This is a genomic window from Granulicella sp. dw_53 (genome assembly GCF_018449545.1).
Taxonomy (GTDB): domain Bacteria; phylum Acidobacteriota; class Terriglobia; order Terriglobales; family Acidobacteriaceae; genus Edaphobacter.
Window position 1 is genome coordinate 186,502 of sequence record NZ_JAAVUR010000006.1, and the last position, 25,279, is coordinate 211,780.

Here is a 25,279-nt window from a genome sequence, read left to right on the forward strand (position 1 = left end):
TCTTTACCTATAACTGTACGCAGTTTGAGGGGAGACCTACGCCGTGCCTAACCGCTCCAGCAACTCTCCTACGGTCGCTCCTAGTACCGGGTGGGCCATTCCGTAGGCGATCTCGGCCAGCGGCTCCAGGACGAACCGCCGCTCCGCCATCGCCGGATGCGGCAGACTTAGCTCCTCGGTCTCCAGCACAGCGTCGCCGAACAGGAGCAGATCCAGGTCGATGACCCGCGGCCCCTTTTGGACGACGGTCTCCCGCTCGCGCCCCATGGCCCGCTCTACTGCTAGCAGCTCCCGCATCAGCTCGATTGGGGTTCGCGATGTCGCCAGCAGTAGGGCTCCGTTCAAAAACCGGGGCTGATCTAAATATCCCACCGGAGCCGTGTCGTAAAACGAGGAGACCGCGGTGACTATCCCCAGAGCACCCAGCCGCTCCACGGCCTCGCGAAGATTCGCCTCCCGGTCGCCCACATTCGAACCGAGTGCAATTGCAGCCGGCTGTTGTTTTTTTGGCTCCGAAAGATCCGCGGTCGACCGGCCTTCAGGCATGGACAGCCTGCATCCCCACGGCGATCTCTACTTCCTGGACAGACGAGCCCACCTCGTCGTATCCATGCGCCAGCTCCCACGCCGACCGGTCTCTCATCAGCCTCTGCACCAGAGCCGTATGCATCGCATGACCGGCGCGTTCGGCGACGACACGTCCCTGAATCCGCCGTCCTGCCAGCGCCAGATCCCCGATAAGGTCCAGCACCTTGTGCCGTACGAACTCGTCCATAAAGCGCAGTGGACCATTTTCGACTCCACGCTTGGAGAGGATGATGGCGCACTCGTCCGAGGCTCCGCGGATCAGCCCCATGTTCCGGAGCATCGCCTCGTCTTCCTTGAATCCAAAGGTTCGCGCAGGAGCAATCAGCTCCACGTAATCTCCTGTCGCCAGGTCTCCGCGAAAGGTCTCCACCCCGATTGGCGCGGGGAAGTCGATCGCATACTCTATCCGGTAGCCCTCCCCCGGGTAGACCCCGATAAACTTGGTGCCGTCGCGGACCTCGATCTCTTTGAGGATCTTCAGATACTCGCGCTTACGGCGTTGCTGCTTCAACCCATGTGTCTGAAAGGCCAGGACATACGGCAAAGCGCTCCCGTCCAGGATGGGAACCTCGAGGTTATCCACCTCGACGATGACGTTATCCACACCGAAGCCGATCAGAGCCGATAACAGATGCTCGGTGGTCGAGATCAGGACGCTTCCCCGCATCAGGCTCGTCGCATAGCTCACCTTCGCTACATTGCGGCCAATCGCGGGAATTTCGAAGTTATCCAGGTCGGTCCGCCGGAAGACGATGCCTGAGCCAGCGGGCGCGGGCACCAATCGCATCTTCACCGGAGCGCCGCTATGCAGCCCAACTCCGTTGAACTCTATCTCCGAAAGGATCGTTCGCTCATAGTGAGCTTCAAGCGCCACACACACTCCTGTTCGCACCAGTTAGACTACATCCCCCGCCAAACCGGTTACTGTGGCAAAAAAGCCACACTTGAGAGCACGTATCCGGGCGGTCACTCCCCCTCCCGGGCGCCCGCTATTTCCCCTTGACACATGAAATTAGGAGGCGGTAGCTTACGGCAACGTGCAAACACCCCTGGCCGCCTCGCTGGAAGCAACCGGACAACCCGCCCGCTTCGTCCTTCTGGATCGCCTCTTCGGCGGCCTTATGATCGTGGGCGCCCTCCTGCACTGCATGGGGTCCTATGCGGTTTACAAGACGAACCCTATGGCGTTGCTCTGGGCTGATTCAGGCGGCATCGCGGAGCTCCTGCTTGCTGCCCTCAACCTGATGCGCGTGAATCGCCCCAACGACCGCACCCTGGCCTGGGTCTGCGCCGCCGGCTGCCTCGCCTGGCTCGGCGTCGTCCTTACCTTCGGCCGCCTCATAGGAAATATCCTGGACCCCCGCGTCCTGATCCAGTCGACCATCACCCTGGTCCTGCTGCTCCTCAGTCTTCGAGCCGCCATCGCGGCGTCCGCGCCAAGGACGCTGCCATACGGCAGCAAACAGTAATCGATGCAGTAAACAGCCCATCCTCAAGCTCTAATCAGCAGTTATCCCTCTCATCACCGTTAGCCTTTTGCATTAGCATCCATCCATGGCCCCGCTGGATCCCCAAGCCCTCCTAGCCCACCTCGAAACCCGCCGACCCTGGATCGTCTCCCACCTCCGCGAGCTCGTCCTGCAGGAGTCTCCCAGCGAGGACCCCGCCACGATCAACGCCGCCATGGCTCTTGCCGAGGGCTGGGCCCGGGAGTTAGGCGGTCGAGCCAAGTATCACAAGCAGAGAGAGTTCGGCCACGTTCTGGAGCTCCGCTTCGGCCCTACGCGCTCGCAGAAGAAGCCCATTCTCCTTCTAGGCCATCTCGACACCGTCTGGCCGCTCGGCACCCTCGCCAACATGCCCTGGAAAGAGTCCGCCACTAAGATCGAAGGTCCCGGCACGCTCGACATGAAGGCCGGAGTCGTGATGGCTTTGGCGGCGATAGAGGCCCTTAAGGCCCTGAAGATCAACCGCCCCATCACCGTGCTGCTCAACAGCGAAGAGGAGATCGGCAGTCCCGTCTCGCGTCCTATCACCGAGCGTTTGGCACTCGAATCTTCTGCTGTTCTGGTGCTTGAGCCAGCCCAGGGCCTTGCCCTCAAGACCGCCCGCAAAGGCGTCGGCCACTACCTCGTTGAGGTCACTGGCGTCGCAGCCCACTCCGGCGTGGACTTCGAGGCCGGCCACTCCGCGATCCTTGAGCTCGCCCGCCTGATCCAGACCATCTCGGCCTTCACCGACCTCGACCGCAAGCTCACCGTCAACTGCGGCGTCATCTCCGGTGGCACCCGTTCCAACGTCGTCGCCGCGCATGCGCAGGTGGAGGTCGACGTCCGCATCGCCAAGACCACTGACGCCCGTCACGTAGAGAAGCTCTTTCGTAGCCTCAAGACTACCGATCCCCGCTGCACGCTCAAGATCACCGGAGGCATCAACCGGCCGCCGATGGAGCGCAAGCCCGGCACCATCGCGTTGTTCAAGCAGGCCAAACAACTAGCCGGGCGGCTTGGCTTCTCGCTTGAAGAGTCCTCCACAGGTGGAGGCTCCGACGGCAACTTCACCGCCGCCCTCGGCGTGCCGACGCTCGATGGCATGGGAGCCATCGGCGCTGGAGCCCATGCCCCGCACGAGCACATTCTTACCGAACACCTCATCCCACGTACTGCACTGCTCGCCGCGATGCTGGCTACGCTCGACTAAAGTCGGCGTTACAGCGGATGCCTTGCGGGCTCCTTGCGCTCAGACGCCCTGGTAAACGAGTGCAACGAAGTCGGCTGGGTTCTGGAAGAGTTTGCCCCACTCCGCGTCGTAGCGTGCGCCGGGCTTTGCCGCGATCACTTCAGGGAGCGGTTTGCCTTGTTTTTTGAGGGCAGCAACTTTGCCGCGGATCTCGACCAACACATCCCGGAACAGGACGAGGTCGGCTTTGTTGCCCACCTGCCCGTGTCCTGGAATGACGATCGTCTTGGAGGTTACTTTTGTGATGTTGGCCTCTGCGGCGCGGATCTGGCCGTCGATGCTGCCTCCCGTGGCGTAGTCGATGAAGGGGTAGTCGCGGTTCCAAAAGGTGTCGCCGGTGTGAAGGATGTCGGCCTCAGGAAAGTGCACGGAGATATCGGAGTCCGTATGGGCAGGCAGGTAGTGCTTCAGCATGAGCGTGGTGTTGTTGAAGTGCAGGGAGTGGTCGTCCGTGAAGACGGTCGAGGGAATCGCACCCGCCGGCGCGGTTGGGAAGGTGTACTGCCAGTTACCTTCGACGCGCGTGGGCTTGGAGAGGTGTTTACGGGTGTTCTCGTGCGCCAGGATGCTGGCTCCGGCTGCATGGACCCACTCGTTGCCACCGGTGTGGTCGAAGTGCCAGTGGGTGTTGATCAGTTGTTTGATGGGATCGCCGTTGATGCTGGCGAGGGCCTTCGAGACGTTGGGACGGGCGGTGACGATCTCCGCATCGATCAGCAGCTTTCCGTCTGGACCGGTGAGGACGGCGATGTTTCCACCCGCGCCCAGCAGGACGCTGATATTGCGGCGAAGGGTTTGAACCGTGACCTTTTCCGTGGCGGCTTCTTTAAAGGCGCCTCCCACGAGGCCGCCGGTCGGGTTGTCTTTCTGGGCGAGTAAGGAGCCGGGAGCGAGAGATGCCGCGGCCACTGTGAGAGCTCCCGTAGTGAGGAAGTGACGACGTGTGATATCGATTGACGCTTGGGGGACCATGGAATGCCTCCTGTCGCTTTCGCCCTTGAGTTTAGCCGAGCTGCTCTGGTGTTGGGGGTTCAATTGAACAAGAAGTGGAGGTCGGTCGGCTCTGCCCGATACTCCACCCTGTCTGCGATGAGCCTGCAAAAGGGTGGAGCATTCGCTCCAGTAGCTGTTCCTGGTGTGGGTTTAGTTATTGGAGGGTGGGGAGGCGGAGGGATTGGTGGTCGAGGCGGAGTTGGAGGCAGAGGGCTTCGATGACCAGGTTGTGGTCTTCGCGCTGGGGTAGGCCGGAGACGGTGACGGCTCCGAGGACTCCGGCTCCGGCGACGTGGAGGGGAAAGCTGCCGCCGTGGGCGGCGTAGTCCTCGTCGGGGAGGGAGTGCTTTTCCGCGATGGTGGTGTTGGTGTGCTTGAGGTAGAGACCGACGGCGTAGGAGCTGCGGTGGAAGCGGGCGACGGTGTTGGATTTGCGCAGGACCCAGCGGGAGTTGTCCGGGGTGGTGCCGGGCAGGGCGGTGTAGAAGAGGGGCTGGAAGGGTTGGCCGAAGCGGCGGATGTCGATGACGATGGAGAGTTTGCGGGCTACGGCGAGCTCGCGGAGGATGAGGCCGAGGGCCCATGCGGTGTCGTGGTCGAACTGGGGGAAGTGAAGCTCTTTTTCCTGGAGGGCGAGGGTGGTGAGGTCGTCGGGGATCGGCATTCGGCTCCTGAGCGCTTCGGTGAAGTTGGCTTCAGGATAGCTGCTTTTGGAGTGGGAATGATTGAGAAGGGGCTTCGGCTGACAGGACCTACGCTTCTCTGAGAAGAAGGTCCAGGGCAAAAGCCCCTCTTTGATTTATATCGATATCCCGGGCTCAGATCGTCCGCTCATGGATCCAAATTGGGCCGCTGTATGTGAGGTTTAGGCGAGGAGCAGGACTTTGCCGATTCCTCCTTTTTCTACGGCGGCCTGACCTGCTGCTGCTTCGTCGAGGGGGAGCATGCGGTCGATGGGGATCTTGAGGTGGCCCGCGGCGACGTCTTCGGCGAGGATACGCAGGCTGGCTGCGTCGGGAACGGATCTGACGTAGACGATGCGCAGGGTGGGGTTGAGTTTGGCGTAGGAGCTCACATTGAGGACGGAGGCGAAGGTTCCGCCGGACTTGACCTTGCCGAGGAGCTTCTCCGCGGTCTCGTGGCCGATGGTGTCGGCGAAGGCGTCGAGGAAGCCGAGCTTTTGCATGGCGGCGGAGTCGTCGAGGGCGATGATCTCGTCGGCTCCGATGCCGGCGGCCTCTTTAAGTTGGGACTTGTGGACGCCGGCGATGACGATGGCTCCGGCCTTTTTGGCGGTCCAGACGGCGGAGCGGCCTACGCCGCCGGCGGCTCCGGTGACGAGGACGGTCTGGCCGGACTGGATCTGGACGCCGCGGGTGATGAGTTGCTCGCCGGTGAGGGTGACGAGGGGCAGGGCGGCGGATTCGGCGAGGTCGAGGCCTTCGGGGAGGAGGGTGAGCTCTGAGGCTGGGACGACGGCTCGTTCGGCGTAGGTCTTCCAGGTGAGGGCGATGACCTTGTCTCCCGGGGCGAAGCCGGTGACGCCAGGGCCGATCTCGTGGACGATTCCGGCGAGGTCGCGGCCGAGGATGGCGGGGAACTCGACGGAGAAGTTCTCTTTAGCCTCGCCGCTGCGCATCTTGCAGTCGATGGGGTTGATGCTGGCGGCGGCGATGCGGACGAGAACCTCACCCTCGGCGGGGACGGGGTCGGGCATGTCTTCGTACTTCAGATTCTTCGGGGGACCGTATTCGTGCAGGACTGCGGCTTTCATGGATGGCACCTCTCGACGGTAGGATGCGCGAAGATCCGGCGGGAGCAGAGGTGACGGAAGGGCAATGGTGACGCGGACATTTCTTGACAGGGGCGGGCGGTTACGCGATGCTTAGGGGTCGAGCGTAGTTTTCGGCGCGCGGCGAAGCTGCGTCCGAAGCTGGTCCTTATGGTTAAAGCCGCCGAAACGGATAGTCCGGTTGACAAAGAGTTAGATGGTGAATGGAGTAGTGGCGATGCCAGCGATGTGGTTGCAGGGTTTGTCGGGCGGACTGAGCAGCTTGAGCGGCTTAGCGCTGCCGGTACTGTTCTTTGTCGTGCTGTATTTCTTGATGATTGCTCCAAACCAGCGGAAGCAGAAGAAATGGCAGGAGATGTTGAGCCAGTTGAAGTCGGGCGATCAGGTGACGACCAATGGCGGCATTCGCGGGACGGTGCATAGCGTGAAGGACGATGTAGTCGTGTTGCGCGTGCAGCCGGACGGCGTAAAGCTGGAGTTTGTGCGAAGCGCGATCTCGGCGATGACGACTCCGGATGAAGCTTAAATTTCACGGATGATTCAAAACGGGATTTCGGGTTCGGGTAAGAGTAAAGATTGCAGCAGGTTGGTAGTAGCCAGTAGACAGAGCAAATTCACTCATTCGATATAGCCGTTTGATACGGTCGAGGAAGAAGCAAGGATAGCGGCGGCGGGGCTGGGATATTGGTCACGCGGCTGTAGCCTTCAATAAAAATCATGGGCAAGAATCTGGCCGGTAAGTCGGCATTCATCGTAGCGGTATTGGTAGTCTTCGTATTCGGGATTGTGGGTATTCCGCATGGCGGACTGAAGCAGTCGATTACGGACCGGATCCATCTGGGCCTGGACCTGAAGGGCGGCACGCACCTGGTGCTCGAGGTGCATGTGGCCGAGGCGATCGCTTCGGCGACGGATCGCGATGTGGCGCGGCTGCAGGCCGATCTGCAGAAGGCTGGCGTGGTAGGCGCGACGGTGGGAAAGACGGATCCGTCGCGGCCGCAGGCGATTGTGGTCTCGGGCGTGCCGGTCGCGAAGCAGAGCGATGTGCGCACGGTGCTGGGAAACAGCGATTACTCGATTTATGACGTGGCGTCGGGGTCGAACGGCAGCTCGACGCTGACGATGAAGCAGTCGGCGGAGCGGGATCTGGCGACGCGCACGGTAGACACGTCGATCGAGACGATCCGCGAGCGCATCGATAAGCTGGGCGTGGCGGAGCCGCTGATTCAGAAGTACGGCCTGGGCGAGAACCAGATCCTGGTGGAGCTGCCGGGTATCAGTAATCCGGGGCAGGTGGAAGAGGTGATCCAGTCGACCGCGAAGCTGGCCATCCATGCAGTGGTGGGCGGGCCGTTTGCGACGGATCAGGATGCGCTGCAGGCGAATGCGGGTGTACTTCCGGCGGATGCGATGTTGCTGAAGGGGACCGGTTCGGCGGGCGCTCCGGAGCAGGTCTGGCTGTTGAAGCGTGCGAGCGAGGTGGAGGGTACGGACTTCCGCGATGCGCAGCCTTCGCAGGACCAGAACGGGCGTCCGAATATTACGTTTACGCTGACGACGGAGGCGGGGGACCGCTTCTATAAGTACACCCAGGAGCATCAGGCTTCGAGCGCTACGCCGGGTTCGATGGCCATCGTGCTGGATAACAAGGTGCGCGAGGTGGCGGGGATCAACTCGGCGATTCGCGACCGGGGCGAGATTGAGGGCGGCTTCACGAAGCAGCAGGCGGACGATCTATCGCTAATGCTGCGGACGGGCGCTCTGCCGGCGTCGATCTCCTACCTGGAGACGCGGACGGTCGGGCCGAGCCTGGGCGCTGCGTCGATTCGCCAGGGTGTGATGGCATCGGTGGTCGGCATGGTCGCTGTGATGCTGTTCATGCTGGTGTACTACAAGGGCGCGGGCATCAATGCGGATCTGGCGCTGATGCTGAACCTGCTGATCCTGCTTGGGTTCATGGGCTTTACTGGCTCGACGTTGACGCTACCGGGCATCGCGGGTGTCATCCTGACGATCGGTATGGGCGTCGACTCGAATGTGCTGATCTTCGAGCGCATCCGGGAAGAGCTTCGAGCGGGCAAGACGGCGGTTTCGGCGGTGCAGCAAGGGTTCGCCCATGCCTGGGTGACGATCGTCGATACGCACGTTACGACCATCGTCTCGGCGGGAATTCTGTTCCTGTTCGGGACCGGGCCGGTGAAGGGCTTTGCGGTCACGCTGGTCTTCGGTCTGGCGGCCAACCTGTTTACGGCGGTGTTTGTCTCGCGGCTGATCTTCGACACGATTCTGTCGAAGAAGGATCGTGGGGCGGCGTTGTCGATCTAGGTTGCGGCGGAGATGATCCGCGGCGAGGTACCTGGCCGTGGCGTTTGGATTTTGAGTTCGAGAGATTGCGGGGCTTGATGCCTCCGCTGAGGGCGTAAGAGCGTGGAACTGTTCAAGAGCACGAATATCGACTGGCTGGGCAAGAAGTGGTACTTCCTTGGTTTTTCGCTGATCTTTTCAGTGGCGGGGTTGCTGAGCATTTTGTTCTGGCACCATGTTCCGCTCGGTGTGGACTTCAAGGGCGGCACGCAGGTGCGTGTGGCGTTCTCTTCGACCCCGAATGAGGACCATATCCGCGACGCGATGCGGAACGCGGGCGTACGCGATGCACTGATCCAGCGGATCAGCGATCCGAGCGGAAACGCGGCGAACAAGGTAATCATCGCGCTCCCGCAGTCGACGGCGACCGATGCCGCGCACGACGTGGGACGCGAGAGCGTGGAGCGGGCGCTGGCGGCGTACTATCACGACTCCGCCGCGAGCCTGGAGCAGGTGGATATCGTCGGGCCGACGGCGGGTAAAGCGCTGCAGAAGCAGGCTTGGCTGGCGACGGGCTACTCGCTGCTGGGAATGCTGATCTACTTATGGTTCCGGTTCGAATTGATCTACGGCGTGGCGGCGGTGGTAGCGGTGTTTCACGACACGCTGATCACGGTGGGTGCGTTCAGCTTGACGAACCAGGAGATAACACTTACTGTAATCGCAGCAATCCTAACATTGATCGGTTATTCGATGAACGACACGATCGTCGTCTTCGACCGGATTCGCGAGAACCTCGCGTTGAGCCGTCGGGAGTCGCTTTCGGATGTTGTAAACCGAAGTATCAATCAAACTTTGAGTCGAACCGTATTGACGTCCGGGTTGACGTTTCTCACGGTGCTGTCCTTGTATCTGTTTGGCGGAGAGGTGCTGCACGGCTTCTCTTTCGCGTTGGTGGTCGGCATTCTGATCGGGACTTACTCCTCGATCGCGGTAGCCGCCCCGATGCTGGTGGCATATCAGGATTGGCGTGCGTCGCGGGGTAAGGTTGCGACGCTGCCGGCAGGAAAACGGGCGAAGGTCTAACGGGGCGCAAGCCCTGGCGGCCGGGATCCCAAAGCAATGGTCTAGCAGGCAACGTCGCCTGTGATTCGACCGGCTGGCATGAAGCAAATTTAAAAGCTGGCGTCCATACAACGAAGCGGGAACAAATTTGTACGGTACGGTGTCTAACCTCACTAGCTCTTCCTCACGAATGAGAGGCTGCACATGTTTGAAGACTCCTTAATGGAATCCGGTGGCAAGATCAAGACCAAGTCCAAGTATTGGATGATTGGGACGTTTATTTTCAACGGCGCGATCCTGGGCACGATGATCTTGATTCCGTTGCTGTATCCCGAAGCGCTGCCGAAGACGGCAATGACGGCGATGCTCTCCGCGCCGCCTCCGCCGCCTCCGCCCCCCCCTCCGCCGCCTCCGGCTCAGATCGTGAAGCCGATCAAGATGGTTTCAGAGGTTGATCAGGGTCTGCATGCTCCAACCAAGATCCCCAAAGACATTAAGATGCTGAAGGAAGATGCTGCTCCTCCGCCGCAGATGGCCGGCGTCGCCGGTATGTCTGGCATGGGTAGCGGCAACGGCGTCCCGGGCGGTGTTCTGGGCGGCATTGGTAGTGCGCCTGCACCAGTCGTCAAGGTCGCGCCACCGAAGGGCCCGGCTCGTGTCTCGAGCGGTGTCATGTCGGGTGCGAAGATCTCCGGCTCGAATCCGACGTATCCTCCGATTGCCAAGGCGGCACACGTCTCCGGAGCAGTGGTGTTGCACGCGGTGATCTCGAAGACCGGCACGATTGAGCGCCTCGAGGCCGTCAGCGGCCCGGAGATGCTCAAGGGTGCGGCGCTTGAGGCTGTCCGTAGCTGGCGCTACAAACCATATCTTCTGAACGGTGAGCCGACCGAGGTAGATACCACGGTGACGGTGAACTTCAACTTTGGCAGCTAACCGTATTTCAGTTCAAATGCTGCGGGATGGGAAGGATCAAGGGATGGTTGCTCTCTAACCTCTCTTGAAGGTCCCGCAGGATGAAACTTTTGGGGTATGTCGTTCCCCAATTGAGAACGATACAGTTCAACCAGGCTTTAACCAGGAGGAAAGATTCCAGTGAATCACGCTCTCGCTCAACTCACGCAGTTCGCTCATGTACCTTCGACCCTTGCGCTGTACTTCCAGGAGGCGCAGGTCGGCTTCAGCCCCCTGCAGCTCTGGGGCAACATGGGCAATCTGGCCCGTGCAGTCGTTATTCTTCTCTTCATCATGTCGATCTGGTCTCTCGCTGTGATCATCGACCGTGCGCTTTACTTCTCCGCTGCCCGTAAGCAGTCGCGTGAGTTTGCCCCGAAGGTAGCCGGCGCGTTGAAGGACGGCCGTCTGGATGAGGCGATCAAGGTCGCCGACCGTTGCAAGAAGTCGCACCTCGCTGAGGTTGTCACCGCCGGTCTGCAGGAGTTCCGCAGCTTCGGTTCGGGCGGCACCATCACCGAAGAGCAGGTTGAGAGCTCGCAGCGCGCCCTCGAGCGCTCTGAGGCAATCGTTCACGCGAAGCTGAAGCGCGGTCTCGGTGGCCTCGCCACGATCGGTTCGACGGCGCCCTTTATCGGCCTGTTCGGCACAGTGGTCGGTATTTTGAACGCCTTCCAGCAGATCGCCACGCAGAAGACCTCGGGTATCGGCGCAGTCGCCGGTGGTATCTCGGAAGCCCTGGTAACGACGGCGTTCGGCCTTCTGGTCGCCATCCCCGCCGTTATGACGTTCAACTACTTCACCGGTAAGGTGGAAGCGTTCGACGTCGAGATGGACAACAGCTCGAGCGAGCTGGTGGACTACTTCATCAAGCAGAGCCACCGCTAAACCGTTGGAACGTCACCTTCGGGTGATTGCCACGAGCCTTCCTTACTGGAATCATGCTTTGTCTCTCCGGGTACCGCCAGCGAACGGTACCCGGAGGCAAGGCCTCCCAGAAAGATGGCGGTGGAGGCTTACAGATTGGCCTGTTGTGCAAGTGCGGCAAATAGCGCTGCCAGCGGGCGATGAGAGTCCGGTATCAAGATTCGCGCGTTGAGATCAGGATGGAGTAAACGGCATGGGTATCAATAAGCGGGACGAAGGCAAGAAGGTCAACTCCAACATCAACGTGACGCCGATGGTGGACGTGATGCTGGTGCTGTTGATCATCTTCATGGTCATCACACCGATGTTGAACAACAAGGTGAACGTCGACCTGCCGCAGGCGGATGCCGCGGTGGTGATGGAAGACGCCAACAAGGAAGACGCCGTGATCGTGGCTGTAACGCGCGATGGCCGGACGTTCCTGGGTGGAGATCAGGTGACCCTGGACGATCTTGGCGGCAAGATCTCTGCGAAGCTGGAGAACAAGACCAGCAAGCAGGTGTACATGCGCGCCGACGTCCGGGCGAACTACGGCAAGGTGATGGACGCGGTCGACGGCATTCGCGCAGCGGGCGTGAGCCAGCTCGGATTGCTGACGGAGAAGCGCGATACGGATACTCCGCCACCGACGAAGAAGTAGTCTCTGCCTGAGTCGATCAATGGCAGTGTTGAACCTCTAGCGTGACGGCTGGATTGAGAACGATGGACCGGAGGCTTGAGAGCTATCCGGAGTATTAAGGAGAATTACTATGGGAATGGGTGCAGGTCCTTCTGGTGGAGCAGTATCGGAGATCAACGTAACGCCGCTGATCGATGTTCTTCTCGTTTTGCTGATCATCTTCATGGTGATCGTGCCGGTGACCCCGAAGGGACTGGATACACTGGTTCCTCAGCCGCCGAAGAACAAGACCAACGATCAGCCCAATGACCGGACGATCGTCGTCCAGGTGCTGTCGAATGGCGCGGGCGCACCCTCCTACAAGATCAATCAGGACGACTTCAACAAGACGGCGATTGAGCCGAAGCTGGTTGAGATCTTCTCGGCGCGGCAGGAGAAGGTCATGTTCGTAAAGGGCGATAAAGATCTGGACTTCAGCAAGGTCGCCGAAGTGATTGACTTCGGGCATCAGGCCGGAGTGGACAATATCGGACTGATTACGCCTCGCGTGGAGTCAGGCCAATAAGTTTTGAGTGATATGAAGCGAGGGCGGCTCGGCACCATGGGTCGCCCTTCGTTTGTTGACGGTTCCCTTTCTACATCAAATCTTTACGTGGTTGGTGTGAAACTTGAAGATGGCAAGCAGCGTCTTGGGTGAGTGGCTTGATTCAGAGATGCTATGCCTTGGCCCTGGCAAATTTAGTCGATGTGTAATGTTCCTTTAGTTTCCGTTGTCGTAAGTCTAGGCATAGATGCTTATATGCCGTTACAATCAATCGGCAAGCCTATAATTGTGAAATACCCGTTTTGCCATACCGGACAGTAAAGTCGCGCCTATTTTGAAGGAGATGACACGCCCCATGAGATTAACCGCACGGATTCCGGTTACGGCCGCTTTGCTGGCTATGCTGCTGGGTAGCACAACCGGATGCAATAAGCTGAAGGCGCGTGATCAGCTCGGCAAAGGTGTGCAGGCGTTCAAGAATGCACGCTATGAAGAGGCCGTCAATCACTTCCAGACCGCGATTTCGCTCGATCCAGACTATTCTCAAGCGAAGCTCTACCTGGCGACCTCCTACTCCTACCAGGTGGTTCCCAACCTGGATACGCCGGAGAACCTGAAGATTGCCCAGAAGGCGATCGATGGATTCAATGAAGTCCTGGCGAAGGATCCGAACGACTTGACCGCGTTGAAGCAGATCGCCTCGATCGACCGCAACATCAAGAAGCTGGACGAGGCGAAAGAGTACGAGAAGAAGGTAATCGCGCTGGCTCCGAATGACCCGGAGGCGTATTACACCATCGGTGTCGTGGACTGGATGCAGTCGTATAAGCAGGCAATTACGATTCTCGCCGCGGACGGTCTGACGGACGACGGAAACGGCAATCCGAAGAAGAGCAAGGGCGCTTGCGAGAAGCTGAAGGCCGCCAACACGGCTACGGTCGCAGAGGGTCTGGAGTTTTTGGAGAAGGCTGTCGATCTCAACAAGACCTACGACGATGCGATGCAGTACCTCAATCTCACCTATCGTCGCAAGGCGGATCTGGAGTGCGGCGACGACGCCGCGCGTAAGGCAGATTTGGCGAAGGCCGATGAGTGGAGCCAGAAGGCGATGGGCGCACGCAAGGCTAATGAATTAGAGAAGGAAAAGAAGAACTCCGGCGGCGTAACAATGCAGTAGCCGTTAGCGGTTCGTTTCGAGAGATGGCCTCCCATATGGGAGGCCATCTTTGTTTTGCGCACGGACTGGCCTAGGAGTGTGAGATAGAATTGCGGCGTGCGCAGACTCATTCAAAAGGTGTTGGTAGCAAATCGCGGTGAGATTGCGCTGCGGGTGATTCGGGCGTGCCGGGAGATGGGACTGCACACGGTAGCGGTCTATTCAGATGCGGACCGCGGGGCGCTGCATGTGTTGCATGCGGATGAGGCGTACCGCCTGGGTCCGGCTCCCGCGACGGAGAGCTATCTGCGGGGCGATCTGATCCTGGAGGTAGCCCGGCGGTCGGGAGCGGATGCGGTCCATCCGGGGTATGGGTTTCTCTCGGAGAATACGGACTTCGCCGATGCTTGTGTAACTGCTGGCGTTACTTTTATCGGGCCGCCGGGCAGTGCGATGCGTCGGTTGGGGTCGAAGACGAAGGCTCGGCAAGCTGCGGACGCAGCGGGAATGCCCCGGGTGCCTGGAAGCGTAACCGGTCTGGCATCGGTGGAGGAGGCCGAGCAGGTCGCTGGGGAGATCGGCTATCCGGTGATGCTGAAGGCGGCCGCAGGTGGGGGCGGCAAGGGGATGCGGGCGGTGCATCGCGCCGAGGAGCTGGCTGGGGCTTTCGTAGCCGCGAGCAGCGAGGCGGAGAGGAGCTTCGGATCGGGTGAGGTGTACCTGGAGAAGCTGATCGAGCGGCCCCGGCATATCGAGATCCAACTCATGGCGGACGACTATGGCGCGTGCATCTACCTCGGCGAGCGGGAGTGCAGCGTCCAGCGCCGGCACCAGAAGGTCATCGAAGAGGCTCCATCGGCAGTGGTGAGCGAGGATCTACGGCGGCGGATGGGAGAGGCAGCGGTGCGGCTGGCGCTGTCCGCGGGGTACATCAATGCGGGGACGGTGGAGTTTCTGGTGGATGCGGAGGAGAACTTCTACTTCCTGGAGATGAACACGCGGCTGCAGGTGGAGCACCCGGTGACGGAGATGGTCACGGGGTTAGACATGGTGCAGATGCAGTTGCGGGTCGCGAGCGGGGAGCCCCTGGGTATCCGGCAGCAGGACGTGAGGCTGCGGGGACATGCGGTGGAGTGCAGGATCTATGCGGAGGATCCGGAGAACAGCTTCTTCCCATCGCCCGGAAGGATAACGCAGTTGGTGCAGCCGGGTGGCCCCGGGATACGCGAGGACTGCGGTGTATACGCGGGATGGGTGGTGCCTTTGGACTATGACCCAATGCTGTCGAAGCTGGTAGCGTACGGCGAGACGCGGGAGATCGCGATCGACCGGATGTTGCGTGCCCTGGACGAGTATGTGGTGGGCGGGATCAAGACGAATATCTCCCTCTTTCAGCGCATCCTAAGGGACGAAGATTTTCGGGCTGGACGAATCGATACGGGGTATCTTGAACGGCTTTTGGAGTCCGATCCTCTGGTTGAGGCTGGCGACGTTCCTGAGGATATAGTGGCGGCTGCGGCTGCGCTCTTTTCCGCCGTGGCTACGCAGCGCGAACCTGTTGCCGTCACGGTGCAGGAGAGTCGATGGGGGCTGTCCGCCCGCCGGGAGGGATTGCGGGCATGACGGTATGGCTGGAGGTCGAGGGGAAGCAATGTAAGGTCGAGCTCCCCGAGGGGCTGCGCGATGGCGGGACGGGGGAGTGCGTCGTAGACGGGAGAGCTCTGGGGGTAGATGTAAGTGTTTTGCAGTCCGGCGTGATCTCGTTGCTGGTGGGCTCGGGCCGACAGTACCGATGCGTGCTGGATGGCGACACGATTGTGATCGGAGGAAGGCGGTATGGATTCAGGGTGGAGGATCCACGATCGCTGAAGGGACGAAGGGGCGGGGCAGCCGGAAGTGCGGGGCCGCGTGCGGTGAAGGCTCCCATGCCGGGACGGGTTGTGCGGGTGCTGGTCGGCGTGGGGGATGAGGTCGCAGAGCATCAGGGAGTGGTGGTGATCGAGGCGATGAAGATGCAGAACGAATTGAAGTCTCCGAAGGCCGGGCGAGTGGTGAAGGTGCCGGCGTTGGTGGGTGAGACCGTACAGCAGGGAGATGTGCTGGTGGTGGTGGAGTAGGCCGTTTTGGGATCTGGATTCGTGAGTTTCTGATGCCCCGGACGAATGTTCTTTTGAAGATGTTGGGCCAGCGCTACAATCCTGAGCAGTTCCAAAAGACAACACTGTAGCGCCGATATCCGTGACAGCCATTGTGCAGATGGGAGATGGGATGAGCGACAACGTGGCGATGGTGGAAGGGGCCGCCGATAGGCCCGCAGGACGTGAGGGATTGAGCCAGGTAGAGCGATTGGCCGATGTATTCGTCGCGCCCTCGAAGACGTTTCAAGATATACGGCGCAACGCGAGCTGGTGGTTGCCGTATCTCTTCATGTCGTTGCTGGCGATTCTGTTCTCGTATGTGGTGTTGAGTAAGATTGGCTTGCCTACCTTAATCGATGGGGTGATTCATCAATCGGCCTCCTTGGAGGAGCGTCTGGCGAGCAGCACACCGGAGCAGGCCGCGACGATCCGTCACAGCATGGAGATGCAGTTCAAGTTCATGTATGTCGCCCCGGTGTTCATGCTGATTGGAGGCGCGGTGTGCGCGGGGATCTTGCTGGCGACGGCGAACTTCGCGTTTGGAGGAAGAGCCACCTACAAGCAGATGCTGGCGGTTTGGTTCTATGGGGCTCTGCCGTTGTCGATTACATCACTGCTAACCATTGTGACGGTGTTCGCGGGCATGTCGGGGGAATCGTTCAACATCAAGAACACAGTAGGCACGAATGTCGGGTACTACCTGATGAATGGGGATACCCCGCACTGGCTGGTGACGCTGTTGAGCTCAGTGGATCTCCTGGCGATCTGGGTGGCGGTGCTGTTGACGATCGGCATATCTACAGTGGCAGGAATCAAGCGTGGAGCTGCGGCAGTGACGGTCTTCGGATGGTGGGGACTGTGGGTCTTGATTCAGACCGGGCTCGCGGCGTTTACGGGATGAGGGGAGATCCCTCACTCATCCCGCATCAGTTTGGACGGATCGACGGCAAGCGCTCGGCGGGCAGGAATAGCGGACGCCACAATGCCCAGCAGCGCCATCGTGAGTACAGCACCAACCACTACTATCGGATCGCTCGGATTCGCCTGATACACGATCTGTCCCAGCAGGCGGCGGCCTAAGATTCCCGCCAGCAGACCTACCACCGATCCAACGCCGAGCAGCACAATGGGACGGCCGACGGCGGCGCTCATCACTTCGATCTTGCGTGCGCCCAATGCCACACGGATTCCCAGCTCCTTCATGCGCCGGCTCACGCTGTACGCTGCCATGCCGAAGATGCCTGTCACCGCCAGCATCGCCGCCAGCAGACCCATCACTCCCAACGCCACGGTTGCCGCGAGTGCCGGGAACAACTCGCCCGCAAGCGAATCGGACCAGCTTTGCACCATCAAGGGTACATTCGGTGCGATGCCGCTCAGTGTGCGTTGCAGCGCCGCCGTCATCTCGCTCGGCGCCCGCTGTGATCGCACCACAAAGACCATATCGCCAACCCCGTCCTGCGACGACGGCAGATAGGCGGCTGGCTGCGGAGCCTCTTGGAGATCGTGGTACTTACCGTCCTGCGCTACGCCGACTACCTCCGTCAAGTGGTTCGACAGGATAAAGCGCTCCCCGATCGCAGAAGCTTCGCCCCACATCTTTCGCGCAAAGGTCTCGTTCACCACGGCGACATACGGCGTCTTTGTCGTGTCCTGCCATGAGACATCGCGTCCGCGCAGCAGCCGAATGCCCGCAGTCGCAAGGTATCCCGGCGACATCCGATACACGTACGGAGCCAGCACAGCGTTGTTCAGCTTGAAATCGGTTGCCCCAGGCGGAAAGATCGGAGTTCCGTGGATGCCGCCGGTCATAGGTGTCTGGCTCACCATACCCGCGGCGGTCACGCCAGGGATGCTCCGTGCCGCCTCTAGCACCGCCTTCTGCCTCTCCAACGTCGCGTCAGTCCCAAGTGCCGCGTCGCTTGCTTGTCCCGTATCGGTCAGGTCCATAGAGACCAGCATCGCCCCTTGCGGTTGGATACCCAGCGGCGCATGCAGCGCCCGCACCATGCCACGCACCGCCACCAAAGAGGCCGTGACCAGCAGCGTGCAGACGGCAATCTGCACACCCAGCAACACGTCTCGCAGGGCAAACCTGCGCAGTTGCATCGATTCCGCCGGCCCACCCTTCATCATCTGCAAAGGACTGCTGCGCCAAACCTGCAACGCCGGAACCATCCCACATAGCAGGGCGCTTCCCAGCGTCAACGCCAGGCCGACAAGATATACACGCGCATCGACACTGACCGTCAACTGACCAGCGAACAGAGGCGACCGATTCAGCGCACCCAGCAGCAAGTACGCCGTCCCCAGTCCCGCCGCTCCTCCCATCAGCGATACCATCACCGCCTCAATCAGCAACTGCCTTACCATCCGCCAACGACTCGACCCGAGAGCCACACGCAGCGCCAGCTCCCGGCTGCGATCCGCCGCGCGTGCGGCAAACAGACTTGCAAGGTTGGCACACGCCGCACCCAGCACTAGCAACGCCAGCGCAGTCACACTCAGGAGAAATCCGCGAATCACATCGCCCTCGTCGCCTCGAAGCCCGGGGTGGATCAGTCGAAGCTCCTGTCCGTCGTCGGTCTGCGGATACTCCTTCGCTAACTGAGCCGCAATCGCATTCAGATCTTCCGTCGCCTGCTGCTGCGTCACTCCGGGCTTGAGCCGGCCAATCACCGTCACCGCGATGGCCGTCCGGCTGTGTAAAGAGTCCCATCCTTCCACCTGCTGCTCGTTCACCATGGGCAGCCAGTAGTCCGGCCAGTGAAACTTCTCCGTGCCCTGGAACTCGGGCGGCGCCACGCCCACCACGGTGAATGGATGCTTATCCATCTCCACCGTCGCTCCGATGATTCCAAGGTCGGCATGAAAAGTCTTCCGCCACAGCGCATCGCTCAACACTACATACGGCGCTGAGTTGGGGCCATGCTCGTCCGTCTCATGAAAGAAGCGTCCAACCTCCGGACGCACCCCAAGTAGATCGAAGTAGTTTCCAGTAACCTCATAACCTGAGATCTTCATCGCCGCGTTCGCACGCCAGTTCAACCGTGCGTTCGAATATCCATAGAACCCGGCCATTCCGCTGAAGGTGGTGTTTCGCCGCCGAAGATCTTCAAACGCAGGATACGACGTCGTCAGCAACCTTCCGCTCATCCACGTCTTATGGCGAATCTGATACAGGTTCTGTGGGTCGCTTACGTTCAACGGGTGCAGCAGCACCGCATTCAGCACTCCGAAGACCACGACGTTTGCTCCGATGCCCAGCATCAGCGTAATCAAAGCGACGGCCGCAAACGCGGGAGACTTGCGAAGCACACGAGACGCATACCGTACGTCCAGCAAGAGATTCTCTACTGATGGCAGGCCCTTCTCGGAGTGGTAGTGCTCGCGAACGGCCTCCACCGCTCCGAAGCTTAGGCGAGCCTCACGACGAGCCCGCTCGGGAGTCATGCCGGCGCGGATGTTCTCCTCAGCCTGGGCCGCCAGATGTGACTCCATCTCTTCTCTGAGGCGCTCGTCGTCGTGGCGCATGGTCGTGAAGTTCAGAAGACGCGTGAAGAACCTGGTCAGCACTCTCATGCCAGATCCTCCGCTTTCATCTCAAAGAAGCGGGCGATGATCGCAGCTGTCTTCTCCCAATCGAGTCGTTCGGCCTCCAGCAACTTGCGTCCAGCGCGTGTCAGCCGGTAGAAGCGCGCTCGGCGATTACTCTCCGAGGCACCCCACTCCGATGCGATGGCGCCCTCCTGCTCCAGCCGAAGCATCAGGGGATAAAGCGTGCCCTGATTGACCGAAAGCAGCTCACCGCTAATCTGCTCGATGCGTCGCGCTATGCCGTATCCGTGCAGCGGCCCCAACACGTCGAGGGTCTTCAATACCATGAGGGCCAGCGTTCCCTGCTGGACATCCTTCTTCTGTCTCATGCGGCTTCGTCCTGTGTGACATTCATTTGGCTTACCAACAGGAGAATGCCACAACTCTATTGGGAAAGCAACAGGAGCGCAATCGTGCGATACGCTCAGGCTGAGGCAAACCCCACTGTGGCAGAGTTATTTACAGGGGATGTTGTTCAGGCTGAAATTTGTAGGGACATGGTTCTCGCCGGTGTACGTGGCATTGAAGCCGATGGCGGCCTGTTCGCCGGAGGAAGCGATAGAGTCATTCCAGGTCTCGTTCGTGAGGGTGACAGAGGTACCGTTCTGGGTATAGCGCGCGTTCCAGAGCTGGGTGATCTTCTGTTGTCCATCGAAGGTCCAGGTGAGAGCCCAGCCATGGATGGGAGTGGAGCCAACGTTCTGGATGGCGACGCCAGCAGTGAAGCCGGTCTTCCAGTCCTTGAGGTTGGTGTAAGTGATGTGGCATTGGATCGGAGCGAGGACGGCGGTCGCCGATGAGATCGTGGCCGCAGGTTGAGGTCCAGGGATGGGGGTCGCAGTCTGCAGCGGCTTCGAACTTACTGTCTTGGACGAGGCCTGGATGGTGGCGAGGGCGCTCTGGCGCGTAGTGCTGCTGAGGGCGTCGTAGGTGGGGGTGAGGATGCCGTAGCGGTCGGAGCCGTTGAGGGTCCAGTAGGTCCAGCCGATGCGAGGGTTCTCGACGAGGAAGTGAAGGAGGCTCTGGAACCAGCGGGATTCGAGGGCTTCGGCGTCCGTCGGAGTGCCGGTCTGGGGGAGCGAGACGCCAAACTCGCCCAGCCAGACGGGAGCGATCTCCTGCTGGGCGATGAAGGCCCAGTGACGGGTCCAGACCGCGGCGAGCGAGGCGTCTGACATCTCAGGGGTGAACCAGCGCTGCGTGGCCTCGACGGGGCCGTAGTCATGGGCGGAGTAGACCAACTGGTGGGGAACGTTAAGCCGGACCGGAGCCGTACGGACTCCCATAAGGTTGCCGCCCCACCAGTAGGAGTCATCTTCGACCGTGTCGATGCCCTCGACGAAGACCAGGAGATGGGGGTTGATGGCGAGCACAGCGTTGCCCGCCCGCTCAGCGGCGAAGCGCCAGTCGTTGGGTCCGCCACAGCCCCAGCAGGCTCCTCCTTTGGAGGCGTTGTGGGGCTCGTTGCGCAGGTCGAAGCCGACGACGGTAGGGCTGGAGGCGTAGCGGCGGGCGAGCATCCGCCAGTCGGCGATCCAGGCGGCTTCGGGATAGGCCTGCGTAAACCAGAGCCCCGACAGGCCGGTGCCGTCGCCGGCCTCGGAGCGGTGGTTGTCGAGGATGACCTTGAGACCTTGCGAGCCAGCATAGGCGACGATCTTATCCAGGATCTGGAGCCCGTTGAGGCCCTTGAGATCGCTGTTGATAGGGCCATTGGCGTTGCTGAACTTGATATCGACCGGGATGGAAGGAGTCTCGACCATCTGGTTCGAGAGGGGGATGCGGAGGGCGTTGTAGCCGTTGCGCTTGATGATCTGGAGGATCGTGCGGTAGTCCTGGAAGTCCAGACCGCCGGCGACGGCCTTGGTGGTCTCGAAGCCGTACCAGTTGACGCCAGCGATGCGGACAGGGCGATTGGAAGCGTCGAGGATCTGGCTGCCGCGCGTGTGCCAGAAGCCTTCGCCGGGGGGGGACGTCGATGCCGACGCGAGAGGGTGGAGCAGCAGGATCATCCACAGCGCCAGCATGCTATACGCGATCTTCAGCATGATGGGAGCATACGCTAGGCTGGTGCGGCGAATTCGTCGGGAGAGCAAAGCCTCTAGCTGGCGAGATCGAAGCCGTGCGCGAGTTTGGGGACGATGACGCGGCAAAGAACGAGGCAGCAGATCTCGCAGACCTGGGCCACCGGAAAGGCTCCGGCTACTCTGGGTGCGGGGTGGGAGACGCGTCGCCGGGATTGCAGGGATGAGGATTGGATGCTCATGACTGATGTTGTTGCAATGCAGCTTCCAAACGCAGGGTTTATGGCGAGATCGTGTAAGACCTTTGTTTGTAGTGAAGATTGCCGCAGGCGAAGGAGTCGTCGAGCGCTGAAGAGGAAATGATTTTCCTAAGGGAAACTGAATAGCGTGATCGCCACCACGAGAGAGAGCCTGCACCAGCCCCAAAGGCAGAGCAGACGCCAAAGTACAATCGGGGCATGATTGCGCATCTTCGCGGAACAGTTTTAACCAAGGCTCCTAACCATGCGGTGGTGGAGTGTAGCGGGGTGGGGTACGAGGTAAGTATCTCTGTTGCGACGTTCACGGATCTCCCGGCGGAGGGCGCGGAGGTAGCGCTGCACGTCTACACCAACGTCCGGGAGGACCAGATCGCGCTCTTCGGCTTCAGCGACCTGCAGGAGAAGCGGCTCTTCGAGCGGCTCATCGGTGTGAGCGGGATCGGGCCGAAGCTGGCGATCACCGTGTTGAGCGGAATCTCCTCCGAGCGGCTCGTAGGGGCCATCCGCGGGAACGACCTGGCCATGCTGACGAAGATTCCGGGGATCGGGAAGAAGACGGCGGAGCGCGTCGTGTTGGAGCTGAAGGACAAGCTGGACGACCTGGCAGCGGTCTTCGTCAGCGGAACGACCGGAATGGTGGCGCCCACGCCGCTGCGCTTTGGAGTCGCCGGAGAAGACGCACTCTCGGCGCTGGTGAACCTGGGCTATCCGCGGCCGACGGCTTTGAAGGCAGTGGAGACGGTGCTGGAGAAGCATCCGGAGCTGGCACGCGACTTCGAGGCGCTCTTTCGTGCCGCGATGGGGACCGTGCGGTAGGTAACTTCGTTATTTGTAAAATTATTGATCGATTGTTGAGAATGAGGGCCTCTGGCTGCCGTAGAGTTGCGGTGAGGAAAAACCCATGTCTCGAATCGCGCGGATACTGATTGTCCTACTGGTGGTTGGTGTTGGGGTGGGAGAGGCGAAGGACCGCGGGCCTGAGCGGATTCCGATCGTCTTCGTGCATGGCAATGGGGACGACGCCGCGAAGTGGATCGGAACCATATGGCTCTTCGAGTCGAACGGCTACCCGGCGAACCGGCTGTACTCGATCCGGTTCACCAATCCCCAGGCGCGTACAGACGATACGAAAGAAGAGCCCTTCCGCTCGTCAACGAGCGACGCGGCGAAGCAGTTGCGCGAGTACGTCGCCCAGGTAATCGCGGAGACGCATAGCCAGAAAGTCGCGCTGGTGGGCAGCAGCCGCGGTGGGATGACGATTCGGAACTACCTGATGCACGGCGGAAGCGCAAGTGTGGAGTATGCGGTGCTGTGCGGAACTCCAAACCATGGGGTGATGGCGACGGACGAGAACCTGAACGGCGAGTTCAACGGAAAGGGCCCGTATCTGCAAGCGCTGAACCACCCGGGAACCGACGGCGAGGAGGTCGTCGCAGGCGTGAAGATGATGACGCTGCGAAGCGACTCCCTGGACAAGTATGCGCAGCCGACAGGCATCGGGCTGGGTATGCCGCAGAGGATGACGGGCATAGGCTACGACGGCCCAGCTTTGAAGGGCGCGGAGAACGTCGTCCTTGCGGGGCTGGACCATCGGGAGCTGGCCTTCCAACCGCGTGCCTTCGCGGAGATGTACCGCTTCATTACGGGCGGCGCCCCACGAACTCTGTCGGTGACGCCGGAGAAGGCTCCGCGAATCTCCGGGCTGGTCACTGCCTTTGCAGGGCCCATAGCGACGAATCAGTCGTTGGCTGGAGCGCATCTGCGGGTCTATGCAATCGGTGGAGACGGAGCGCAGGGCACGCCTGTCTATGAGATAACGACGACGGCGGATGGCAAGTGGGGACCGATGCGCGCTGCCCCCGGGAAGGAGTATTGCTTCGCCCTCGAGTTCGAGGGAAGGCATGTGCGCTACTACAAGGCTCCGATTCCGCGTTCGACAGCGCTCTTGAACCTTCGCTTTAAACCCGCTCCAGCGGAGCCAGAGCTGCAGGCGCAGACGCGCTATGTCCTGATTGAACGGCCCCAGGGCTACTTCTCGCGGGATCGCGACCCCGTGCTGATCGAGGGGAAGGTAGCGCCGGAGGAGCCGGGCGGACTGCCGCTTCGAGACGCGTTTCTCGCTGCGGTCGCAGGGGACGGCACGAAGGTAAGCCTGCGCGGAGAGGCGATGGTAGTGCGAGGGTCCAGCGACCTGGGCAAGGATCTGCCGATCGTTGATTTTCTCTGGTGAAGTGATTCGTTGAAAACAGGAAGGCTCGCCTCGTGCGGGCCTTCTCTCTTTTAAAGAGTCGCCGTAATGAGGAACAGCATTGGAGAAGGCGGTGGTAGGCCCGAGATTAAATCGAGCGGAATGGAGGGCGGTCCGTCTGTCTCTATGAAGAGCATTTATGGCGGCGATTGAGATGGTGGGTTTGCGGTGCCCGGTGGCGGAGGAGTCGAAGGTAGAGCTCGACGTCGTGGCGCTGGTATCGCAGTATTCGGGGTTGCTCTACCGTGTGGCGTTCTCGATTCTGCGCAATGCGGCGGAGGCAGAAGACGCGGTGCAGGATGCGTTTCTTCGGGTGATGCAGCACCAGAGCAAACTCGCCGAGGTACGCGACCCACGAACGTGGTTGATACGGATCGTGTGGAACCTAGCGCTGGATCGCAAGCGGCGGATAACGCCGGAGCAGATGGACGACGCGCTGGCGGCGACGATGGTCGCCAGGGGACTGGGAGCGGACGAGCGGATCGTCGAGGCGCGAAGGATGGCGGAGGTCTTTGCCGCGATCGACAAGCTGCCGAAGCGAGAGCGGGAGGCGCTGCTGCTCTCGGCGATCGAAGAGTTGAGCACGGCAGAGATCGCAGAGGTCGTAGGGCGTAGCGAATCGAGCATAAGGGCCTTGCTGTTTCGAGCCAGAGGACGGCTGCGGGAACGGTTGGATTCGGCACGGACGAGAGGAGGGGAGCGATGAGCGAGCAGCAGGATGCGAGGATCGAAGCAGCGTTGAACGTGCTGCGAGAGGCACAGGCCCCGGAGGGGCTGGAGGCGCGGATACTGGCGGCGGTGCGGACGCGAGAGGCGGAGCGCTCCTCGTCCCGGTTGGTCGCGGCACCGGGTTGGCTTTGGAGCGGAGCCGCTGTCGCGACGCTTGCGATCGTCGCCTTGCTGGTTGCGGTTGAGGCCCACCGCTTCCACTATGAGACCACGCAGTCGAAGCGGCGCGTGGATGCCGTAAGGCCGTTGGCACCGGTAGTCGCGAAGGAAGTTAAGGTCGAGCAGTCGCCGTCCAGGCCTTCCATCCGAGTGGAGAAGAAGCCAACTGTGCTGCGGGTCGCGAAGGTTCGTAGTGAGGACTCACTGGCGATGCAGGAGATGCTCGCTCCGAGTTCGCTGGCGCCGCCCATGCCTTTGACGGAGCAGGAGCGCCTCCTACGGCGCGTAGTCTACAAGGGAAATCCGACGGAGCTGGCGATGTTGAATCCCGCGATACGTGCCATGCGGAACGCGGATGAGAAGGCCGACGTTCAGAGATTTTTTGGAGCACCGACGAAAGAGGACAACGAATGAAGTCGAACACCGATGGAAGAGGGCGATGG

General features: G+C 60.8%; 26 protein-coding genes. 17 read left to right on the top strand and 9 right to left on the bottom strand.

Annotated elements, in window-relative coordinates; translation table 11 throughout:
• Nucleotides 1-36: 36 nt before the first annotated feature.
• Both folK and lpxC read right to left on the bottom strand, forming a co-directional pair.
• A complete protein-coding gene (folK, locus tag HB393_RS11300; protein WP_213805277.1) occupies nt 37-546 on the bottom strand; it encodes a 2-amino-4-hydroxy-6-hydroxymethyldihydropteridine diphosphokinase in 510 nt (169 codons plus the stop codon).
• Entirely contained in the window at nt 539-1,462 is a 924-nt protein-coding gene (gene lpxC, locus HB393_RS11305) for a UDP-3-O-acyl-N-acetylglucosamine deacetylase (RefSeq protein WP_213805278.1), read from the bottom strand. The genes folK and lpxC overlap by 8 nt, the downstream gene beginning before the upstream one ends.
• A 163-nt stretch (nt 1,463-1,625) precedes the next feature.
• On the opposite strand from lpxC, the gene HB393_RS11310 reads away from it, so the two are divergent.
• Nucleotides 1,626-2,057, top strand: a complete 432-nt coding sequence (locus tag HB393_RS11310; RefSeq protein WP_213805279.1) for a hypothetical protein — start codon at nt 1,626-1,628, stop codon at nt 2,055-2,057.
• 85 nt (nt 2,058-2,142) lie between these two features.
• Nucleotides 2,143-3,288 carry a M20 family metallopeptidase gene (locus HB393_RS11315; protein WP_213805280.1) on the top strand — a complete coding sequence of 382 codons (1,146 nt, stop codon included), beginning with the start codon at nt 2,143-2,145 and terminating at the stop codon, nt 3,286-3,288.
• A gap of 39 nt (nt 3,289-3,327) precedes the next feature.
• Here HB393_RS11315 and HB393_RS11320 read toward each other — a convergent pair whose 3' ends face one another.
• The 3 genes from HB393_RS11320 to HB393_RS11330 form a co-directional block, all read right to left on the bottom strand.
• Nucleotides 3,328-4,299 carry an MBL fold metallo-hydrolase gene (locus HB393_RS11320; RefSeq protein WP_213805281.1) on the bottom strand — a complete coding sequence of 324 codons (972 nt, stop codon included), beginning with the start codon at nt 4,297-4,299 and terminating at the stop codon, nt 3,328-3,330.
• 175 nt (nt 4,300-4,474) lie between these two features.
• Complete coding sequence (locus HB393_RS11325; protein ID WP_213805282.1) at nt 4,475-4,984, bottom strand: heme-degrading domain-containing protein; 510 nt, start codon at nt 4,982-4,984, stop codon at nt 4,475-4,477.
• A gap of 201 nt (nt 4,985-5,185) precedes the next feature.
• Complete coding sequence (locus HB393_RS11330; RefSeq protein ID WP_213805283.1) at nt 5,186-6,094, bottom strand: NADP-dependent oxidoreductase; 909 nt, start codon at nt 6,092-6,094, stop codon at nt 5,186-5,188.
• Nucleotides 6,095-6,329: 235 nt separating this feature from the next.
• On the opposite strand from HB393_RS11330, the gene yajC reads away from it, so the two are divergent.
• From yajC to HB393_RS11385, 11 genes are all read left to right on the top strand, one after another.
• On the top strand, nt 6,330-6,638 hold the full coding sequence (yajC, locus tag HB393_RS11335) for a preprotein translocase subunit YajC (RefSeq protein ID WP_213805284.1): 309 nt from the start codon (nt 6,330-6,332) through the stop codon (nt 6,636-6,638).
• A gap of 191 nt (nt 6,639-6,829) precedes the next feature.
• The gene (secD, locus tag HB393_RS11340; RefSeq protein ID WP_213805285.1) at nt 6,830-8,437 is read left to right on the top strand and encodes a protein translocase subunit SecD; all 1,608 of its coding nucleotides are present in this window, start codon (nt 6,830-6,832) and stop codon (nt 8,435-8,437) included.
• A 102-nt stretch (nt 8,438-8,539) separates the two neighbouring features.
• Nucleotides 8,540-9,502 carry a protein translocase subunit SecF gene (secF, locus tag HB393_RS11345; RefSeq protein ID WP_213805286.1) on the top strand — a complete coding sequence of 321 codons (963 nt, stop codon included), beginning with the start codon at nt 8,540-8,542 and terminating at the stop codon, nt 9,500-9,502.
• A gap of 183 nt (nt 9,503-9,685) precedes the next feature.
• Nucleotides 9,686-10,417, top strand: coding sequence for an energy transducer TonB (locus tag HB393_RS11350; protein WP_213805287.1), 732 nt, complete (start codon nt 9,686-9,688; stop codon nt 10,415-10,417).
• Nucleotides 10,418-10,687: 270 nt separating this feature from the next.
• Nucleotides 10,688-11,323 carry a MotA/TolQ/ExbB proton channel family protein gene (locus HB393_RS11355; RefSeq protein WP_255551015.1) on the top strand — a complete coding sequence of 212 codons (636 nt, stop codon included), beginning with the start codon at nt 10,688-10,690 and terminating at the stop codon, nt 11,321-11,323.
• Nucleotides 11,324-11,555: 232 nt separating this feature from the next.
• Complete coding sequence (locus HB393_RS11360; protein ID WP_213805289.1) at nt 11,556-12,002, top strand: biopolymer transporter ExbD; 447 nt, start codon at nt 11,556-11,558, stop codon at nt 12,000-12,002.
• Between the two features lie 109 nt (nt 12,003-12,111).
• Nucleotides 12,112-12,546 (top strand): biopolymer transporter ExbD, encoded by a 435-nt coding sequence (locus tag HB393_RS11365; protein ID WP_213805290.1) that lies wholly within the window; start codon nt 12,112-12,114, stop codon nt 12,544-12,546.
• A 334-nt stretch (nt 12,547-12,880) separates the two neighbouring features.
• Nucleotides 12,881-13,702 (top strand): hypothetical protein, encoded by an 822-nt coding sequence (locus tag HB393_RS11370; RefSeq protein ID WP_213805291.1) that lies wholly within the window; start codon nt 12,881-12,883, stop codon nt 13,700-13,702.
• 96 nt (nt 13,703-13,798) lie between these two features.
• A complete protein-coding gene (accC, locus tag HB393_RS11375; RefSeq protein ID WP_213805292.1) occupies nt 13,799-15,304 on the top strand; it encodes an acetyl-CoA carboxylase biotin carboxylase subunit in 1,506 nt (501 codons plus the stop codon).
• Entirely contained in the window at nt 15,265-15,798 is a 534-nt protein-coding gene (locus tag HB393_RS25515) for a biotin/lipoyl-containing protein (RefSeq protein ID WP_213805293.1), read from the top strand. The genes accC and HB393_RS25515 overlap by 40 nt, the downstream gene beginning before the upstream one ends.
• A 151-nt stretch (nt 15,799-15,949) precedes the next feature.
• Nucleotides 15,950-16,720, top strand: a complete 771-nt coding sequence (locus HB393_RS11385; RefSeq protein ID WP_213805294.1) for a YIP1 family protein — start codon at nt 15,950-15,952, stop codon at nt 16,718-16,720.
• An 11-nt stretch (nt 16,721-16,731) separates the two neighbouring features.
• Here the strand turns inward: HB393_RS11385 and HB393_RS11390 are convergent, their stop codons facing one another.
• The 4 genes from HB393_RS11390 to HB393_RS11405 form a co-directional block, all read right to left on the bottom strand.
• Nucleotides 16,732-19,401, bottom strand: coding sequence for an ABC transporter permease (locus tag HB393_RS11390; protein ID WP_213805295.1), 2,670 nt, complete (start codon nt 19,399-19,401; stop codon nt 16,732-16,734).
• Complete coding sequence (locus tag HB393_RS11395; protein WP_213805296.1) at nt 19,398-19,745, bottom strand: PadR family transcriptional regulator; 348 nt, start codon at nt 19,743-19,745, stop codon at nt 19,398-19,400. Before HB393_RS11395 ends, HB393_RS11390 begins: the two co-directional genes overlap by 4 nt.
• 126 nt (nt 19,746-19,871) lie before the next feature.
• Nucleotides 19,872-21,512, bottom strand: a complete 1,641-nt coding sequence (locus tag HB393_RS11400; protein WP_213805297.1) for a cellulase family glycosylhydrolase — start codon at nt 21,510-21,512, stop codon at nt 19,872-19,874.
• A 5-nt stretch (nt 21,513-21,517) separates the two neighbouring features.
• Nucleotides 21,518-21,682, bottom strand: coding sequence for a hypothetical protein (locus HB393_RS11405; protein ID WP_213805298.1), 165 nt, complete (start codon nt 21,680-21,682; stop codon nt 21,518-21,520).
• Nucleotides 21,683-21,898: 216 nt separating this feature from the next.
• On the opposite strand from HB393_RS11405, the gene ruvA reads away from it, so the two are divergent.
• The 4 genes from ruvA (at nt 21,899) to HB393_RS11425 (ending at nt 25,250) form a co-directional block, all read left to right on the top strand.
• Nucleotides 21,899-22,516, top strand: a complete 618-nt coding sequence (gene ruvA / locus HB393_RS11410; protein ID WP_213805299.1) for a Holliday junction branch migration protein RuvA — start codon at nt 21,899-21,901, stop codon at nt 22,514-22,516.
• 85 nt (nt 22,517-22,601) lie between these two features.
• Complete coding sequence (locus HB393_RS11415) at nt 22,602-23,930, top strand: lipase (protein WP_213805300.1); 1,329 nt, start codon at nt 22,602-22,604, stop codon at nt 23,928-23,930.
• Between the two features lie 157 nt (nt 23,931-24,087).
• Nucleotides 24,088-24,654, top strand: coding sequence for a sigma-70 family RNA polymerase sigma factor (locus HB393_RS11420; protein WP_213805301.1), 567 nt, complete (start codon nt 24,088-24,090; stop codon nt 24,652-24,654).
• Nucleotides 24,651-25,250, top strand: a complete 600-nt coding sequence (locus HB393_RS11425; protein WP_213805302.1) for a hypothetical protein — start codon at nt 24,651-24,653, stop codon at nt 25,248-25,250. The genes HB393_RS11420 and HB393_RS11425 overlap by 4 nt, the downstream gene beginning before the upstream one ends.
• Nucleotides 25,251-25,279 lie beyond the last annotated feature (29 nt).